General features: G+C 50.5%; 15 protein-coding genes and 4 tRNA genes. 18 read left to right on the top strand and 1 reads right to left on the bottom strand.

Going from position 1 to position 18,409, the window contains the following annotated elements; translation table 11 throughout:
- The first annotated feature begins 57 nt into the window (after positions 1 to 57).
- The 5 genes from orn (at position 58) to BZG78_RS05055 (ending at position 1,125) form a co-directional block, all read left to right on the top strand.
- Positions 58 to 603, top strand: a complete 546-nt coding sequence (orn, locus tag BZG78_RS05075) for an oligoribonuclease (protein WP_077660559.1) — start codon at positions 58 to 60, stop codon at positions 601 to 603.
- A 132-nt stretch (positions 604 to 735) separates the two neighbouring features.
- Positions 736 to 811, top strand: a tRNA-Gly gene (locus tag BZG78_RS05070).
- 38 nt (positions 812 to 849) lie between these two features.
- Positions 850 to 925: transfer RNA gene (locus BZG78_RS05065), tRNA-Gly, on the top strand.
- Between the two features lie 30 nt (positions 926 to 955).
- Positions 956 to 1,031: transfer RNA gene (locus BZG78_RS05060), tRNA-Gly, on the top strand.
- Positions 1,032 to 1,049: 18 nt separating this feature from the next.
- A tRNA-Gly gene (locus BZG78_RS05055) sits at positions 1,050 to 1,125 on the top strand.
- 470 nt (positions 1,126 to 1,595) lie between these two features.
- Here the strand turns inward: BZG78_RS05055 and queG are convergent.
- Positions 1,596 to 2,723 (bottom strand): tRNA epoxyqueuosine(34) reductase QueG, encoded by a 1,128-nt coding sequence (queG, locus tag BZG78_RS05050; RefSeq protein WP_158011783.1) that lies wholly within the window; start codon positions 2,721 to 2,723, stop codon positions 1,596 to 1,598.
- Between the two features lie 80 nt (positions 2,724 to 2,803).
- Here queG and BZG78_RS05045 point away from each other — a divergent pair, with 80 nt between their 5' ends.
- The 13 genes from BZG78_RS05045 to rnr all read left to right on the top strand — a co-directional run bounded on the left by BZG78_RS05045 (position 2,804) and on the right by rnr (position 18,409).
- Entirely contained in the window at positions 2,804 to 4,276 is a 1,473-nt protein-coding gene (locus tag BZG78_RS05045) for a bifunctional ADP-dependent NAD(P)H-hydrate dehydratase/NAD(P)H-hydrate epimerase (RefSeq protein WP_077660557.1), read from the top strand.
- Positions 4,277 to 4,344: 68 nt separating this feature from the next.
- Positions 4,345 to 4,815, top strand: coding sequence for a tRNA (adenosine(37)-N6)-threonylcarbamoyltransferase complex ATPase subunit type 1 TsaE (tsaE, locus tag BZG78_RS05040; RefSeq protein WP_021023475.1), 471 nt, complete (start codon positions 4,345 to 4,347; stop codon positions 4,813 to 4,815).
- A gap of 1 nt (position 4,816) precedes the next feature.
- A complete protein-coding gene (locus BZG78_RS05035) occupies positions 4,817 to 6,502 on the top strand; it encodes an N-acetylmuramoyl-L-alanine amidase (RefSeq protein WP_077660556.1) in 1,686 nt (561 codons plus the stop codon).
- 1 nt (position 6,503) lies between these two features.
- Positions 6,504 to 8,435, top strand: coding sequence for a DNA mismatch repair endonuclease MutL (gene mutL, locus BZG78_RS05030; protein WP_077660555.1), 1,932 nt, complete (start codon positions 6,504 to 6,506; stop codon positions 8,433 to 8,435).
- A complete protein-coding gene (gene miaA, locus BZG78_RS05025) occupies positions 8,428 to 9,369 on the top strand; it encodes a tRNA (adenosine(37)-N6)-dimethylallyltransferase MiaA (RefSeq protein ID WP_077460016.1) in 942 nt (313 codons plus the stop codon). Before mutL ends, miaA begins: the two co-directional genes overlap by 8 nt.
- A gap of 76 nt (positions 9,370 to 9,445) precedes the next feature.
- Entirely contained in the window at positions 9,446 to 9,724 is a 279-nt protein-coding gene (gene hfq / locus BZG78_RS05020; protein ID WP_021023479.1) for an RNA chaperone Hfq, read from the top strand.
- Positions 9,725 to 9,751: 27 nt separating this feature from the next.
- A complete protein-coding gene (hflX, locus tag BZG78_RS05015) occupies positions 9,752 to 11,044 on the top strand; it encodes a ribosome rescue GTPase HflX (protein WP_077460015.1) in 1,293 nt (430 codons plus the stop codon).
- A 49-nt stretch (positions 11,045 to 11,093) separates the two neighbouring features.
- Entirely contained in the window at positions 11,094 to 12,254 is a 1,161-nt protein-coding gene (hflK, locus tag BZG78_RS05010) for an FtsH protease activity modulator HflK (protein WP_021023481.1), read from the top strand.
- A gap of 2 nt (positions 12,255 to 12,256) precedes the next feature.
- Positions 12,257 to 13,147, top strand: a complete 891-nt coding sequence (gene hflC, locus BZG78_RS05005; protein ID WP_021023482.1) for a protease modulator HflC — start codon at positions 12,257 to 12,259, stop codon at positions 13,145 to 13,147.
- Between the two features lie 96 nt (positions 13,148 to 13,243).
- The gene (locus BZG78_RS05000) at positions 13,244 to 13,432 is read left to right on the top strand and encodes a DUF2065 domain-containing protein (protein WP_028569675.1); all 189 of its coding nucleotides are present in this window, start codon (positions 13,244 to 13,246) and stop codon (positions 13,430 to 13,432) included.
- Positions 13,433 to 13,557: 125 nt separating this feature from the next.
- A complete protein-coding gene (locus BZG78_RS04995; protein WP_025744518.1) occupies positions 13,558 to 14,856 on the top strand; it encodes an adenylosuccinate synthase in 1,299 nt (432 codons plus the stop codon).
- Positions 14,857 to 15,059: 203 nt separating this feature from the next.
- Positions 15,060 to 15,695, top strand: a complete 636-nt coding sequence (locus tag BZG78_RS04990) for a tetratricopeptide repeat protein (protein ID WP_021023486.1) — start codon at positions 15,060 to 15,062, stop codon at positions 15,693 to 15,695.
- A 218-nt stretch (positions 15,696 to 15,913) separates the two neighbouring features.
- The gene (gene rnr / locus BZG78_RS04985) at positions 15,914 to 18,409 is read left to right on the top strand and encodes a ribonuclease R (protein ID WP_077660554.1); all 2,496 of its coding nucleotides are present in this window, start codon (positions 15,914 to 15,916) and stop codon (positions 18,407 to 18,409) included.

Below are 18,409 nucleotides of genomic sequence, written 5' to 3'. Positions count from 1 at the left end.
GGCTTTCATATCAAGCACAGTATGATACATGGTTTACCCATAAAAAAGGCAAGTTCAATGGCGTTCAGTGAAAACAATTTAATCTGGATCGATCTGGAAATGACCGGGCTCGATCCGGACACCCACAAGATCATTGAGATCGCAACGATTGTGACCGATGCACAGCTTAATATCCTGGCAGAAGGGCCGGTATTAGCGATCCATCAGCCGCAAAGCGAACTCGATAAAATGGACGATTGGTGTACGCAAACGCATACCCAGTCTGGTTTGGTTGCGCGTGTGCAACAAAGCCAAGTCAGTGAGCAAGCGGCTATTGAGAAAACGATCGCATTTTTATCTCAATGGGTACCCGCGGGGGCCTCCCCGATTTGTGGTAACAGTGTGGGCCAAGATCGTCGTTTTCTCTATCGTCATATGCCAGCGCTGGAGCGTTATTTTCACTATCGCACCGTGGACGTCAGTACGCTGAAAGAGCTTACGCGCCGTTGGCAGCCCGAAATACTGAATGCGTTTTCTAAAAAAGGCACCCATTTAGCCCTTGACGACATTCGGGAATCAATTGCAGAATTGCAGTTCTATCGCGAAAGGATCCTGACGATCTGATTTTCTTTTCGTCGATCTGTTGCTCTTTTGAGCGATCAAAAGAAAAAATCATAATTTTGCTGATCAGCACTTGCAACCCGGTTTTTTCTTCGTATAATTCGCAGCCCTAACGACGTGAATCGTCTGTTGAAAGCGACATTAGCTCAGCTGGTAGAGCGCAACCTTGCCAAGGTTGAGGTCACGAGTTCGAACCTCGTATGTCGCTCCAAATTAAATATCGATCTGATAGTGATCAGGTCGATCTAAGCGACACTAGCTCAGCTGGTAGAGCGCAACCTTGCCAAGGTTGAGGTCACGAGTTCGAACCTCGTGTGTCGCTCCAATTTAAAATTCGATGTTACGCATCGGCAATGCGACATTAGCTCAGCTGGTAGAGCGCAACCTTGCCAAGGTTGAGGTCACGAGTTCGAACCTCGTATGTCGCTCCAAATAACAATTCGGTATAAGCGACACTAGCTCAGCTGGTAGAGCGCAACCTTGCCAAGGTTGAGGTCACGGGTTCGAACCCCGTGTGTCGCTCCAATCACTTGGTTAACCGCAAGTGTGGCGTTACATATAGCGCCGTCTTTAATGCTGTGAAGCATCATCTCTAGCATCAAATTCACACCTAACGTACTTCCTCTGGAAGCGGCGTATTGGCGTGCTTTTAATTACTAATGCACAGCTTTATCCACAAGATTCGTTTTGTGGATAACTTGGTTGATGAATTCTATAAAGCCCGCCATGCCGGTGATCTTGTCAGCAAGCACGAGGATGATGTTGTACACCGGAAATAAACACCATTTTTCTCTATTTAGCTGAAAATAAAGGGGAATAGTGTATTTTTTTCCAGGTTAACTAATGCTTTTCCACATTGTTATTCACTATCGTGATCTTGCTCGCTTAATGCCCTGCCTATGTGTTTAACTATCAAAAAGCGCACCATAAACACACATTGCTTAATAGTTTTCCACATAATGTGAATGGCGTCATCTTTCTGCTATTTAACAGTGCTAAGCGTCTCGCGGTAACCCTTTTTCAATGATGCGCACCAGGCGGCGAGTGCTGGTGGGGAGTACGGCCACATCAATGCGCTGTCGTTTGCTTTCTTGCTCACCGAGCGCCCACTCTATATGTGCATCAACCAGTGCATCCTCTCCATGCCGAGCTCGTAAGCTCGCAACGATCTCTGGATCATAAGGCGCGTTGCCCATCGCGATAGCAAGATTGCGTCGCCACTTTTTAATCCCAATACGACGAATAGCCGACCCTTGCGTTAAGGATAAAAAAGTGTCCTCATCCCAATTAAAAAGTGTGCTGAGCGGCTGTTGATCAAGGCTAGGGCGACAGTGAAAGTCGGCTTCTAAAGTGAGTTCAGCCTCGCGGTTGAATGGACAAACGAGCTGGCAGTCATCGCAACCGTAAATGCGGTTACCTATCGCGTGGCGAAACTCCATAGGGATCACACCATCATATTCAATGGTGAGGTAGGAAATACAGCGCCGGGCATCGACCACTCCTTCCGCAACAATCGCTTGGGTTGGGCAGCTCGTCATACAAGCAACGCACTTGCCACACTGATTATCAACGGGAGTATCCGTCGGTAAAGGGAGATCAACCAATAGCTCGCCGAGGAAAAACCAGGATCCCGTTTCCTCGTTAAGGATCAATGAGTGTTTACCTGTCCATCCCAACCCTGCTTTTTCTGCCAACGGACGTTCTAAAACAGGTGCCGAGTCGACAAAAGGACGATAGCCATAGGGGCCAACCTCGTCTTCGATTTGCTGCCCCAGCTTTTTCAATCGGTTGCGGATGAGTTTGTGATAGTCGCGCCCTAAAGAATAGCGACTCACATAACCTAAACGTGGATTGGCCAATGTGGTGGCAAATCCCGCTTCTGGTGGTAAATAATTCATGCGTACACTGATCACGCGTACTGTACCAGGCACCAACTCCTCTGGGCGCGCACGCATCATGCCATGTCGCGCCATCCACGCCATCTCACCGTGATAGCCATTGTCGAGCCAACGTTGCAGTTGCGCCTCATGTTGCTTGAGATCAACATCCGTGATCCCAACATGCTGGAAGCCTAGCGCTTGTCCCCATTGCTTGATACGTTGGGCTAATTGGTCGAAATTAATCGATGCATCGGGCGTGGGTTGCGACATAGCGGTAGATCCTGAGTCCTTAAGTGGTGCAGTACAATCAATGGAGGCAGTTGATGGCGACAAGTTTACCACAGAGTTTCTATCGGGCAGAGCAAGTTCGTGAAGGCGAACAGGCTGTCGCGCGTGCGTTGGATATTCCTATGTATCAGCTGATGTTAAGAGCGGGCCAAGCCGTCTTTGATAGTATCAATCAGTATTACCCTAACGCGGCACGGTTATTGATCGTCTGTGGTGCGGGCAACAACGCCGGCGATGGTTATGTGATTGCTCGGTTGGCGAAATCAGCGGGATTAAATGTCACCATATGGTCATTGGTCGCGCCAGAAAAACTTAGTGGCGACGCGGCAACCGCTTGGCAAGAGTGGCAAGATTGTGGTGGAAGCGTTATTAAGACCCAGCCTACCGTCACGCAGTTTGATGTTATTGTCGATGCCATGTTGGGCACCGGTTTATCGCGCGCGGTTGAAGGCGATTTTGCCCAAGCGGTCAGGGTGATTAATCATTGCCACGTGCCAGTGGTGGCGGTTGATATTCCGTCTGGCTTATGTGCCAACAGTGGCTGTGTAAAAGGTGTGGCAATCGCAGCGGATATAACGGTTACCTTGATTGCATTAAAACAAGGCTTATTAACCGGGCAAGCGGTCACGCATCGCGGTGAACTTATTTTTGCTGGTCTCAATGTAGCAACAGCCTTTGCACGTCAAGCGGAAACGGCTGGGCAGCTGATCAGTGACGATATCAAAACGCAATGCCTCCCGCCCCGAGCGCGCAGTGCACATAAAGGGCAATTTGGTCGCGTTCTTTGTTTAGGCGGCGACCATGGTATGGCCGGTGCCGTGACGCTTTGTGCCCAAGCTGCGTTACGCACTGGCGCCGGCCTCGTCAAAGTTGTGACGCAAAAAGACCATACCTTGATGCTCGTCACGCGTCAGCCTGAGCTAATGACGCAAAGCTGGGCGCCGGGCCAATCATTAGGTGATGCCTTGTCTTGGGCCACCCATATTGTTATCGGCCCTGGACTTGGCCAGAGTGCGTGGTCGGATGCACTCTGGACCATCGCCCTCTCGGCACGGTTGCCTAAGGTTGTTGATGCGGATGGATTAAATAAATTAGCGCGGCAACCCCAACACCGCGACGATTGGATTCTCACGCCTCACCCAGGCGAGGCCGCTCGCTTATTGGGCTGTGAAGTAAAAGAGGTGGAACTCGATCGTTTTGCCGCCGTCAAAGCGATACAAACACGGTATGGTGGTGTCGTTTTGCTTAAAGGGGCAGGAACGATCGTATATGATGGCACAGATTATGCTGTTGCAAATGTGGGCAATCCTGGCATGGCGTCTGGGGGAATGGGCGATGTTCTCTCGGGGGTAATCGGTAGTTTGTTGGCGCAAGGCGTTGATTTATTCTCGGCGGCAACATTGGGTTGCTACCTTCATGGTAAAGCGGGTGATTACGCCGCTCAGGCCGGTGAGCGAGGATTGCTCGCCAGCGATTTGTTTCCCTATTTGCAGCAGTTAGTGGATTAGAGAAACGCGCCTGGTTCAGTAATCAGAGCCGTTTATGACATAAATAACAGACGAGATCCCAAAGTAGTATGACCCAGACTTTTATCACTCAGTTGACCGATGCGGATCGCACGGTGGCTTTCGGCGCGGCACTGGCGCGTGCTTGTACGCAAAGTACAACCTGCTATCTACATGGCGATCTTGGTGCGGGAAAGACCACGTTTTGCCGCGGTTTTATCCAGGCGATGGGGCATACCGGTAATGTCAAAAGTCCAACCTATACCTTGGTTGAACCTTATGAGCTAACACCTTGGCAAGTGTATCATTTCGATCTCTACCGTTTGGCGGATCCAGAAGAGTTGGAGTTTATGGGGATCCGAGATTATTTTAATCAACAAGCGCTGTGCTTAATTGAATGGCCAGAAAAGGGAGAAGGCTGGTTACCGCATGCCGATCTGGATATCACTCTGCGTTACGACGGTGAGCAGCGCAACCTTATTATTGATGCCAATAGCGCGGCAGGCCTGGCTATTATCGACCGCCTAGAATGGGAAGACTAGCATGATGTGGCAGCGGCTTTGCATCTTGATGATCGCCAGTTTGTTGAGTGCAACAAGTTGGGCCAACAAAATCGAAAATATTCGGGTGTGGCCGGCACCGAATGAAACCCGGGTGGTGGTTGATCTCGCTGAAAAGGCGGATTTTAGTTATTTTTCTTTAACACGTCCGGACCGACTTGTGGTCGACTTGAAACAAAGTCAGCTCGCCACCGGCTTGCCAAAGCAGGTTAAAGGCAGCGATATTCTGACTAAAATCCGCAAGAGCAGTCCCCCTGATGCCAGCACGTATCGACTGGTTTTTGAGTTAAAAAATGACGCTAAGCCGACGATATTTTCTCTCGCACCGGGAGGCGAGTATGGCCACCGTTTAGTGGTTGATTTACCGCACGCGCAAAAAGTGGATAAGAACAAACCGACACTCTCGGTAGCGGAAAAGAAGCGGCGTGAGACGGTCGCGGCTTTACCCTTTGGCACTGAAGACATTGTCGTCGCGATTGACCCCGGGCACGGCGGTAACGATCCCGGCGCCATTGGGCCGCGTCGCAAGCAGGAAAAAGATGTCAATCTTGCCATTGCTAAACAAGCGGCTGCACGCATCAATGCGGTGCCGGGAATGCGGGCCGTCTTGACCCGTACCGGTGACTATTTTGTTGATTTGAATCAGCGTTCTGAAATCGCACGCAAACACAAAGCCCATTTACTCGTCTCAGTGCATGCCGACGGTTTTCATCAGCCACAACCTCGAGGTGCCTCGGTGTGGGTGCTCTCACGCCGTCGAGCGAACAGCGAAATTGGTCGCTGGATTGAAAAACATGAAGAGCAATCCAACTTGTTAGGTGGTGGCTCTTTGCTCGCACAAAATAACGAGGACGAATATTTAAGCCGTGCGGTGTTGGACTTGCAGTTTAGTAACTCGCAAAAAGAAGGCTACAACGTCGCGACTCGGGTGCTTAAAGAGCTGGGTAAAGTGACCAAGCTGCACAAATCGAGCCCTGAGCACGCGAGTTTGGCCGTGCTCAAATCGCCGGATATCCCGTCTTTGTTGGTAGAGACCGGATTTATTTCTAATCCGCAAGAAGAGCGTTTGTTATTCCAACGAGGGCATCAACGTGGTTTGGCGAATGCCATTTATCACGGTATTCGTAATTATTTTGAACGCTTTCCTCCTGACGGCACCTTGTTTGCCGCGCGCAAAAACGGGGTAAAACACAAAGTCAGCCCGGGACAGTCCCTCTCAGTTATCGCCAAACAGTATCAAAGCTCAATAGCTGCGATAAAATCGGCGAACGGCTTAACCTCAAGCACGCTGCAGGTGGGACAAGTGCTATCAATTCCAAATGTCGATGTGGCTAAGTTAGCCGGTAAAGCCGAGCGGGCATCCACACAAACCCTGACTCATACCGTGAGCCGAGGCGAATTTCTCGGTAAAATCGCCGAGCAGTATCAAGTCTCACTGAGCACGCTTCGCCAAGCGAACAATCTCAAGTCCGATACCCTTTGGGTCGGGCAAAAACTGAAGGTCCCTGGTGCGACATCACCGGCCATCAAGCACAAAGTGAAACGCGGTGAATACCTCGGTAAAATTGCCAGTAATTATGGGGTGACGATCGAAAGCTTACGTCGTGCCAATGAACTCGGCTCAGATACCCTGGCGGTCGGACAAACCTTAATTATTCCAGGAAGCTGATATGGCGATTGAGATATTACCCGCTCGACTCGCCAACCAAATCGCCGCGGGCGAAGTGGTCGAGCGGCCAGCATCGGTGGTTAAAGAGCTGGTGGAAAACAGTATTGATGCCGGCGCAACCCGTATTGACGTCGATATTGAAAAAGGCGGCAGTAAGCTCATTCGTGTCCGTGATAATGGTGTTGGGATCAGCAAAACAGATTTACAGCTGGCATTAAGTCGCCATGCGACCTCCAAAATCCACAGCCTGGATGATTTAGAAGCGATCATGAGCTTGGGCTTTCGGGGAGAGGCGTTAGCGAGTGTGAGCGCCGTTTCGCGCCTTACCATTACCTCTCGCCCCGCGGAACAGCAAGAAGCGTGGTCAGCCTTTGCTGAAGGACGCGATATGGTCGTTAGCGTGAAACCGGCAGCGCATCCGGTGGGTTGTACCGTGGAAGTGGTGGATTTATTTTTTAACACGCCAGCCCGACGTAAGTTCTTGCGTACCGATAAAACCGAGTTCAGCCATATTGATGAGTTGCTGCGACGTATCGCTTTGAGCCGATTTGATATTACCATTAACCTGCGCCACAACGGCACGCAGGTTCGCCAATATCGGCGTATCCCTGAAAGGGGAGATCCTCTACGTCGCCTAAAAGCCGTCTGCGGGCAAAAATTTGTTGATCATGCGCTGCGGATTGACTTGACCCATCACGATATGGCGCTGCGCGGTTGGATATGTACCCCTGATGGCGCGCGGCAGCAAAACGATATGCAGCATTGTTTCGTGAATCAGCGCATGATGAAAGATAAATTGATCAACCATGCTATCCGCCAAGGGTATGAGCAAAGCTTGGCGCCCGATCAGTATGCCGCTTATGTGCTTTATATCGATGTGGATCCGCATCAGGTAGACGTGAACGTTCATCCGGCGAAGCATGAAGTCCGCTTTCATCAAGCACGGCTGGTGCATGACTTTATTTATCAAGCGATTTATGACGGGCTGCAACAATCATCGTTACCCATCGACGAGACGGTCAATCCAGAGACCGGCGAGGTCAGAGAGACAGTGTCTTATCAGCCTCGAGCATCGGCCGTGGCAACCGACCATCCCTACCAGCAAGCGGTGAATGCCTTCCCCGCTTATCCGGGGAAGCAGTCAACCGAGTCGTCATGGCCAGCAAAAGGGCAAGCTTCGCGCGCTGACCGTTCGAGTACGCCTTCCAAGCACGCGACCCAAGCCTATCAAAGGTTAATGACGCCGCGAGCCGCCGTTCACACTGACGATGCGAAGGATGAGGCGACATCGAGTGAGCAGTCGCCTTCACCGGTTAGCGTAAGCACGTGTATGGCACCAGCTAAGATAGTGAGTGGCCAACCTGGTTTGGGAAAAGTACTCGCGGTGATTGACCAGCATTATGTGCTGATGTCGTGGGGTGAGGATTTATGGTTAGCTGATCATCATCGGTTAGAAAGCTGGCGTCATCAAGGGGCGTTACAACCAGCCTTGGCGGAGGGATTAGTGACTCAGCCTTTATTAATTCCACAACGTTTATCTGCGTCTGCATCCGAATGTGATGCGATTAGCCACTATCAAACGTTACTGGGGCAATTTGGTATTTATATTCGGGTAAAAGGCCAGCAGTTAATGGTGATGTCTGTATGCCAACCACTGCGGCAACAGAATCTGCAAGCCTTTGTTCCAGCCCTGCTGAACTTTTTAGGCGGCTTAGACCCCAGCCAATCTAATCCGGATCACCGTGCGAACCTGTTGGGTTGGCTGGCAAAGCAGTTGACAGTTGCATCGGATCCAGTCAGCCTTGCGCAAGCGGTACAGACCGTATCGGAAATTGAACAGTATTGGCAGGGTGAGGCGTTGGAAAAAGGGCGACAACGCTTGTTTACGCGCCTCGACCTAACCTCAGCAATAGAAGCATTACAACATGACTAATCCGCTGCCTAAGGCCATTTTTTTGATGGGGCCAACCGCCTCGGGAAAAACGGATCTGGCCATTGCATTACGCAATACCATGCCGGTTGAAATTATTAGTGTTGATTCGGCCTTAATTTATCGAGGGATGGATATTGGTACCGCCAAGCCAACCGCTGACGAATTAGCACAGGCGCCGCATCGCCTCATCGACATTCGAGATCCCGCTCAGGCTTATTCCGCAGCCGACTTTCGTGAAGACGCCCTCACAGAAATGAAGAAGATCGTGTCGAATGGCAAGATCCCTCTGTTGGTTGGGGGCACCATGTTGTATTTTAAAGCGTTATTAGAAGGGTTATCGCCATTACCCAGTGCGGATCCTAGTGTGCGTGACGCATTAGAAAAAGAAGCGCAGCAGCATGGCTGGGAAGCGCTTCATGCACAGTTATGTGATATTGATCCTGTTTCTGGTGCGCGGATCCATCGCAACGATCCGCAGCGGATTATGCGGGCACTTGAGGTGTACCGTATCAGTGGACAAACCCTGACCGCATTGACGGAAAAAAAAGGTGAACCTTTGCCGTATCAGGTACACCAATTTGCAATAGCGCCTCAGGAACGAGGTGAGTTGCATCGCCGCATTGAGCTCAGATTTGACAAAATGGTTGAAGCGGGCTTTGAAAAGGAGGTACGTACACTGTTTGAGCGAGAGGATCTGCATCCCGATCTGCCCTCGATCCGCTGTGTTGGATATCGCCAAATGTGGGATTATTTGGCCGGACGTAGCACCCATGATGAAGCCGTTTACCGTGGGATTTGCGCGACGCGCCAGTTAGCCAAACGTCAGATAACTTGGCTGCGAGGCTGGGAAAATGTGACGTGGCTTGACAGTGACGCGCCGTCACTGTCTTTACAAACGGTGACAAAAGCGTTGACGGCAGGGACGGAAACTTGATGTATACTGTCACTGACAAGGACGCTGCTTAACCGCGACATTGACTACAATTACAAACAAATAAGGAAAAGAACTAATGGCTAAGGGGCAATCATTACAAGACCCATTCCTAAATGCGTTACGTCGTGAGCGTATTCCTGTTTCCATTTACCTTGTGAATGGCATTAAGTTACAAGGGCAAATCGAATCGTTTGATCAGTTTGTGATCTTGCTGAAAAACACCGTGAATCAAATGGTGTACAAGCATGCCATTTCTACTGTGGTGCCGGCACGTGCCGTGAGCCATCACAATAATAACCAAGGGGCTGGAGAGCGTCCACAGGGCGATCGTCAGCAAGAAAAACCTGAGGAGTGAGTATTCAATTGCTAAGGAGTCTTTCGCTTGTTTGACCGTTACGAGGCCGGTGAACAGGCTGTACTCGTTCATATTAATTTTACCCATGATGGCGAGTGGGATGATCTCAGTGAGTTTCAAATGCTGGTTTCGTCCTCGGGTGTCGACGCCTTGCAAGTTGTTGTCGGCAGCCGTCAGTCCCCTCACCCGAAATATTTTGTCGGCGAGGGAAAAGCCCAAGAAATTGCAGAGACCGTGCAGCACGTCGGGGCCGATGTGGTGATCTTCAATCATACCTTGTCTGCCGCCCAAGAGCGTAATCTGGAGCAGCGATTTAAATGTCGAGTATTAGACCGAACAGGGCTCATTCTCGATATTTTCGCGCAGCGTGCACGTACGCATGAGGGTAAATTGCAGGTTGAATTAGCGCAGTTACGGCATCTTTCTACCCGACTCGTGCGTGGCTGGACCCACCTTGAACGTCAGAAAGGGGGGATCGGTTTACGTGGCCCAGGGGAAACCCAGTTAGAAACGGATCGTCGCTTATTGCGTGATCGGGTAAAAGCGATTTTGCGTCGGTTAGACAAAGTGGCCAAGCAGCGCGAGCAAGGACGACGTGCGCGAGCGCGTGCCGAGGTACCAACGGTATCGCTGGTGGGGTATACCAATGCGGGTAAGTCGACGCTGTTTAATCGGATTACCGAAGCTGGCGTTTATGCAGCCGATCAACTGTTTGCTACTTTGGATCCGACCTTACGTCGGATTGAAGTCGAAGATGTCGGCACCGCGATTTTAGCCGATACCGTCGGTTTCATTCGCCATTTGCCACATGATTTGGTGGCGGCGTTTAAAGCGACATTGCAAGAAACGCAAGAAGCGAGCTTATTGTTGCATGTGGTTGACGCCAGTGATGAGCGATTGAGTGGCAACATTGAGGCTGTTGACAGCGTGCTCGAAGAGATTGAAGCCGATGATGTGCCACGTCTACTTATCATGAATAAAATAGATAGTCTGGATCAGGCTGAGCCTCGTATTGAACGAGACGACGAGGGCGTGCCGAAAGCCGTATGGGTTTCAGCCTTGTCGGGGCAAGGTATTGCGCTCATCTTTGACGCGCTGACCGAGCGTTTGGCCGGTACCATGGTGCGGCATCGATTACGACTACCGCCAAATCTAGCGGGTCGGATGCAAAGTAAATTTCACCAGATGCGATGCATTGTCAGTGAAGAATACCAAGACGATGGGCATCTATTAGTCGATGTTAGGCTGCCGCAAACAGACTGGCATCGGTTAGAAAAAAGAGAAGGCAACCAGCTTGGCGACTTTATCGTCAGTGAATAGGCTGCTAGAGTAAAAAATTATCGTCAGATCAATTTGATGGAGTGCGCGAATGGCGTGGAATGAGCCAGGAAACAATGGCGGTCCCGACAAAGACCCCTGGGGGAATCGTGGTGGCCGTAATCAAGGACCACCCGATCTTGATGAATTGTTTAATAAACTAAGCCGCAAACTGGGTGGCTTTGGTGGCCGGAAAGGCAAAGGACCTTCTTTCGGTGGCGGAATGGCGGGGCTAGGTGTCCTCGCACTCATCGGTATTATCGTATGGGGTATTTCCGGTTTCTATACCATTGGCGAAGCGCAGCGTGGTGTGGTGCTTCGGTTCGGTCAGTATGATCGTGTCGTGCAACCTGGCCTTAACTGGAAACCGACGTTTGTTGATACCGTGAGAACGGTTGATATGGAATCAATCCGCTCGCTAAACAGTTCAGGTTTGATGCTGACCAAAGATGAAAACGTGGTCAACGTCGAAATGGATGTCCAATATCGCGTGATGGATGCTCAGCAGTATCTCTACAGTGTCACCAATGCTGATGACAGCTTGCGTCAAGCAACGGATTCAGCGCTTCGTGCGGTCGTGGGTGATTCTGTGATGGATGATATTATCACTCGAGGTCGTCAAGCAGTGCGTGAGCGCACCCAAGTTGAGTTGAATCAGATCATTGATAAATACAACATGGGCTTGATTGTTGTCGACGTAAACTTCCAGTACGCACGACCACCAGAGCAGGTAAAAGATGCCTTTGATGACGCCATTGCAGCACGTGAGGATGAAGCGCGCTTTATTCGTGAAGCAGAAGCGTATCGTAATGACGTCTTGCCAAAGGCAACGGGTCGAGCCGAAACGCTGAAAAAAGCCGCATTGGGTTACAAAGCTCGTACGGTCAATGAAGCAGAAGGTGAAGTCTCTCAATTCGAAAAGCTGTTGCCAGAGTACATTGATGCGCCACGCGTGACACGTAATCGTCTGTATATCCAAACCATGGAACAGGTGTACAGCAGTACAAGTAAGGTGATGGTGGATTCGCAAAGCGGAAACAGCAACCTCTTGTATCTCCCGCTGGATAAGTTGATGGGAGGGGCAGCCGTTGGGCCTAACCAGCGTAAAGAAACGTCGAGCAGCCAGTATGGCATTGAGCTGGAGCAAAGCTCTCAGCCAAAACAGCCTGAATCGGCGCCGCGTTCTGGTTCATCACGTGAAGGGAGATACTAAGCATGCGTAAGATGATGATCCCGGTTATAGTCTTAGCGGTCGTGATATTTTTGATGTCGATCTTCGTGGTGAGTGAAGGTGAACGCAGTATTGTGATTCGCTTTGGACGTGTCCTGAAAGTGGATAACGAGATCGCGAAAATCTATCAGCCAGGTTTGCACTTTAAGTTGCCGTTGTTTGACCGAGTGAAGACCCTCGACGCGCGCATTCAAACCATGGATGACCGTGCCGATCGCTTTGTTACTGCAGAGAAAAAAGATGTCATTATCGACTCTTATCTGAAGTGGCGAATTAAAGACTTTGGTCAATACTACCTTGCCACAGGGGGCGGTAATAAGATCACCGCAGAGTCGCTGCTGCAACGTCGTATTTCTGACGGTCTGCGTGCCGAAATTGGTAACAAGACCATCAAAGAGATAGTGTCTGAAAAGCGCGACCAAGTCATGGAAGGTGTGTTGGAGCGTGCCGCGGGTGAGGGGATACGTGATTTAGGGATTGAGCTGATTGATTTGCGTATCAAGCGTATCAATCTTCCAAGCGAGATCAGTGAATCCATCTATGCCCGTATGCGTGCAGAGCGTGAAGCAGTGGCGCGTCGTCATCGTGCTCAAGGTCGTGAGCAGGCTGAAATTATTCGCGCACAAGCAGAACTTGAGGTAGCCACGATTCTTTCTCAAGCAGAGCGTCAGGCGCGAATCACACGCGGTGAAGCAGACGCTGAAGTGGCGCAGCTTTTTGCCCGTGCGTTCAAGAAAGAGCCTGAGTTCTATAGTTTTGTACGTTCGCTACAGGCCTATCGCGAGAGCTTTGACAGCAAGGGCGATATGTTGATTGTTGATCCGAAAAGTGACTTCTTCAAATACATGAAGCAGCCAGATGTGATCGATCAATAAATCGTTATCACCGACAGAAAAGACAAGGCATCGTGCCTTGTCTTTTTTTTTATAGGGTAATGATTGCGCACAGTAGAGTTCAATAAAGGAGAAGGAATCATGATGACATTCTGGGGGGCGCTCGCGCTGGTATTAATTGTCGAGGGGCTGGGGCCTATGTTATTCCCCAAGCAATGGCGACAAATGGTGACCGAGCTGAGTCAGCAGCCGGATAATCAGTTGCGACGTATCGGAGGATGTTTAGTGGTGATTGGCGCTGTATTCGCCTATTCTATCTTAGGTTAACAAAGCGGCTGTCAGCTTGACGTGACAAACCCATGGAAAGAAAACGACAATACGGTTAAAAAATAACTGCAACCGAGTTTTTAAGGTGCTAGAATCCTTTTTTAACTAGCTGCATATCGAAGAAGATGGGTAATAACGTAGTCGTTCTCGGCACCCAATGGGGTGACGAAGGTAAGGGAAAGATCGTTGATCTTTTGACTGAAGATGCAAAATACGTGGTTCGCTATCAAGGCGGTCACAACGCAGGTCATACTCTTGTCATTGACGGTGAAAAGACCGTCCTACACTTGATTCCTTCTGGTATCCTCCGCAACAACGTTAAATGCATTATCGGTAATGGTGTGGTGCTGTCGCCAGACGCTTTACTGAAAGAAATGGGTGAGCTGGAAGCACGCGGCGTGCCCGTGCGTGAGCGCCTATTCCTATCAGAAGCGTGTCCTTTGATCCTGCCTTATCACATTGCGTTGGATGCAGCGCGTGAAAAAGCGCGTGGCAAGAAAGCCATTGGCACCACAGGCCGTGGTATTGGCCCAGCGTACGAAGACAAAGCGGCGCGCCGTGGTTTGCGTGTAGGTGACCTATTCGATAAAGAAGCCTTCGCTGAAAAGCTGAAAGAAGTGATGGAACTCCATAACTTCCAGCTAGAGCACTTCTATAAAGTCGAACCTGTAAGCTATGAAGACACCTTAGCCAAGGTCATGGAGCAAGCAGACATCCTCACCGGTATGGTGATTGATGTCACCCAAGAGCTCGATGATGCGCGTAAACGTGATGACAAAATCATGTTCGAAGGCGCACAAGGCACCTTGCTAGATATTGATCACGGCACTTATCCGTATGTCACCTCCTCAAACACTACCGCTGGCGGTGTGGCTGCAGGCTCTGGTTTTGGTCCTCGTCATCTTGGTTATGTGCTAGGTATCGCCAAAGCCTATTGCACGCGAGTAGGGGCAGGTCCGTTCCCAACAGAACTTGATGACGACATTGGTATGCATCTAGGCACTAAGGGTGCGGAATTTGGTGCAACCACGGGTCGTAAGCGTCGTTGTGGTTGGTTTGACGCGGTGGCTATGCGCCGTGCCGTGCAGATTAACTCGGTCTCGGGTTTTTGTTTGACCAAACTGGACGTGATGGACGGCTTGGAAGAAATCAAAATTTGTACCGGTTACAAGATGGCTGACGGCACCATGGTAGAGGTATCACCATTGGCTGCGGATGCGTACGCAAACATCGAGCCTGTTTATGAGACTATGCCGGGTTGGAGCGAAAACACCTTTGGGGTGAAGTCACTCGACGAGTTACCACAAGCTGCACTTGATTACATCAAGCGCATTGAAACCTTGACTGGCGTGCCGATTGATCTGATTTCAACTGGCCCAGACCGTAATGAAACCATCATTAAGGTTCATCCTTTCGAGAGCTAATGCTTGCGCGAAGACAAACCATGAAGCCAGCGTTTAACGCTGGCTTTTTTATCGCTATTGGATGAAGTTGGAACCCAGATCGCCTGGAAAGCGGAAAAAACTTGCCGCCTTTGCTAAAGTCACTAAGCAGGGTGCCGATACAAAAAAGCACACGGTTAGCGCGCGCGTTGCTGTTGGGTTTCTTGGTTGAATAGCGAGTAGGCATGAAGTTTCGAACGCTGAGTTTTTCACTTTTACTAACGGTAACGACGTTGGCAACAGCAACCGCTAGAGCGGATGTGGGGCCAGCGGTGCCCTTGTATGAAGAAAGTGAACTGATCGCCTTATTTGAGACCAACTCACACCTTGAGCGTGTGGAACAAGATGAATGCCAACTCGTACAAGACATCGAAGTACGGGCAACACGTGTGGGATCTCCCGCCTATGAGTTCTTGTACGGCGATATGTTGGCGTGGGGCGTATGCGTTGATCAAGATGCCGAGCTCGGTGTGTATTACATGAAACAGGCTGCGCAGCAAGGGTTACCTGCGGCATTGGAGCAGCTAGGGCGATACTATGCGAATGGGACCTTGGTGCAGCAAGATCAACGACGCGCGATTCCTTACCTGCGCGAAGCCGCTTCACTGGGGGATACCCGCGCGCGAATTCAACTGGCCGAGTTGCTGGTGGATGACGTCGGTTCACCGCTTGATTATGAGGATGCTTATCGCTGGTTATATCAGACCATTACCGCAGACTCTGGCACGCGTGATCGTATTGCCGAATTACGCTCAGCGCTTGAAGCGCGAATGCCTCAGAATATTATCGCTCGCGCTAAAAGACGCACCAGTTACTGGTAACCACCAGCCTCTGACTGTAGGCGATTTTATCGTCAAAATCCGCTATACTCCCTTTACTCATCTGTTCCCAATCTGATTTGATATGGCCAGTTCGCCATGTTCCTCTCGTTGCCTACAAGCAAAGCGCTGAAACAAAACGTCAAACTGCGATCATCGCGGCGCAATCGCGACAGTTAACAGATATAATGAAATCAACATACGCCAATAGGAAAAGGTCTATGTCGCAAGACACAGGTTCGACAAATAATACGCCAAACAACATCGCTGCGGATCCACACCAGGCCCGTGAAGCTGAAAAATATGAAAATCCGGTTCCCAGCCGAGAGCACTTGCTGGAAGTGATCCGCAGCTTTAAGGCGCCAGTGAGCCGCGACAATCTGTTTACCCATCTCGGTTTAGACGGCGATGATCAGTATGAAGGTTTACGTCGACGCCTGCGTGCGATGGAGCGAGATGGTCAACTCGTGTTTACTCGGCGTAAGTGCTATGCCTTGCCCGAGCGTCTGGATCTGATTAAAGGGACCGTCATTGGTCACCGTGATGGTTTTGGCTTCTTGCGCCCTGAAGGGAAAGGCAATCATGACGATTGGACGTTACCGTATCATCAAATGCGTAGCGTGATGCATGGCGATGTCATTTTGGCGCAAGGTGTTGGCACCGATAAGCGCGGTCGCCAAGAAGCCCGTGTCGTGCGAGTGTTGGAAGCACGTCAAGGCCAAATCGTTGGGCGTTATTTTGTCGAAGACGGTATGGGCTTTGTCGTGCCAGACGATAGTCGCCTGGGCCAAGATATCGTGATTGATAAAGATCACACTCAGGGCGCGCGTATGGGCAATGTTGTGGTGGTTGAGATCATGCAACGTCCTACTCGCCAAACCAACCCAATGGGTAAGATTGTTGACGTGCTGGGCGAAAACATGGCGCCGGGCATGGAAATTGAAATCGCGATGCGCACCCATGATATTCCTCATCAATGGCCGGATGCCGTGCTCAAGCAAGTTAAAAGTTTGAACGAGGAAGTGCCGGAAAAAGCGAAAGAAGGCCGCGTTGATCTACGCGATCTGCCGCTGGTGACCATCGACGGTGAAGATGCCCGTGACTTTGATGATGCGGTCTACTGTGAACGTAAACGTTCTGGTGGCTGGCGTTTGTGGGTGGCAATTGCCGATGTTAGTTACTATGTGCGGCCTGATTCTGCGCTGGATAAAGAAGCGCAAAACCGCGGTAACTCGGTGTACTTCCCCAACCAAGTGGTGCCCATGTTACCAGAAGTGCTTTCCAACGGCCTATGCTCGCTCAATCCACAGGTTGATCGTCTATGTATGGTCTGTGAAATGACAATTTCTGAGTCAGGCGCACTATCCGGCTACAAGCACTATGAAGCGGTGATGAACTCACATGCGCGTTTAACCTACACCAAGGTGTCTAACATCTTAGAGGGTGATGAGACCTTGCGAGAGCGTTATCACACCTTGGTTCCACATCTAGAAACCTTGCACGATATGTACAAGGTGCTCAGTGGGGCTCGCCAACAACGCGGCGCCATTGAGTTTGAGACGGTGGAAACCCAATTTATTTTCAACGCACAGCGCAAAATCGACCGTATTGTGCCGGTGGAGCGCAACGATGCGCACAAGATCATCGAAGAATGTATGATTCTTGCCAACGTCGCCTCTGCGCGTTTTGTCGAGAAGCACAAAGAGCCAGCATTATATCGTGTTCACGAAGCACCGGGTGAAGAACGTCTTAGTGGTTTTAAAGATTTCTTAGGCGAGTTAGGCTTAAGCCTGAGTGGCGGCCTAGAGCCGACGCCGAAAGATTACGCGGCACTGATGCACGTGGTCCATGGTCGCGCGGACAGTGAGCTTATCCAGACCATGTTGCTCCGCTCGATGAAGCAAGCGGTGTATCAAGCGGATAACCAAGGTCACTTTGGTTTGGCGCTCAAGCAATACGCCCACTTTACCTCGCCTATTCGTCGCTATCCGGATTTGCTGTTGCACCGTGCACTCAAATACTTGATTGCCAAACAAGCGGGTAAAAACCAAGACCGTTGGACCCCGACCGGTGGCTACCACTACTCATTTGACGATATGGATGTGCTCGGCGAGCAGTGTTCGAAAACCGAGCGTCGCGCCGATGATGCCACCCGTGATGTGTCGGATTGGCTTAAATGCGAATATATGCAAGATCACGTTGGCGATGAACTGGAAGGCGTGATTGCCAATGTCACCGGCTTTGGCTTCTTTGTTCGCCTCAATGAGCTGCATATCGATGGTTTGGTTCATATCTCCAACCTAGATAACGACTATTACCGTTTTGATATGGTAGGTCAGCGTCTGGTGGGCGAAGGCTCTGGCCGCGTGTTCCGACTTGGCGATCAGGTAACGGTTAAAGTGCTGTCAGTGAATCTTGATGAGCGACAAATTGACTTTGAACTGGTAGGCTCTGAGCGCAAAGCCCGTCGCCCGGGTAAAACCGAACGCGATAAGCGCAAAAAAGGTCGTGCGGAGTCGAATAAAGATCCGCAAGCGCGCCGTGAGCGAACCTCGGTACGCCAACAGCTTAAACGTGGCGCAGTGCCAAGTGTTGAAGGCGATAAGGCGCCGGCGGATAAGCCAAGCAAAAAGAGTAAAGTAAAGTCGCCTGCGCAAAAAGCACGCAAGAAAAAGGCGAAAAAACAAAAAGCCGAAGCGGGTAAGAAAAAGAAGTAA

The organism is Salinivibrio sp. MA351, assembly GCF_001996065.1.
Lineage (GTDB): Bacteria > Pseudomonadota > Gammaproteobacteria > Enterobacterales > Vibrionaceae > Salinivibrio > Salinivibrio costicola.
Note: the sequence above shows the minus strand (reverse complement) of the source record. Positions and strands in the feature narration are given on the sequence as shown.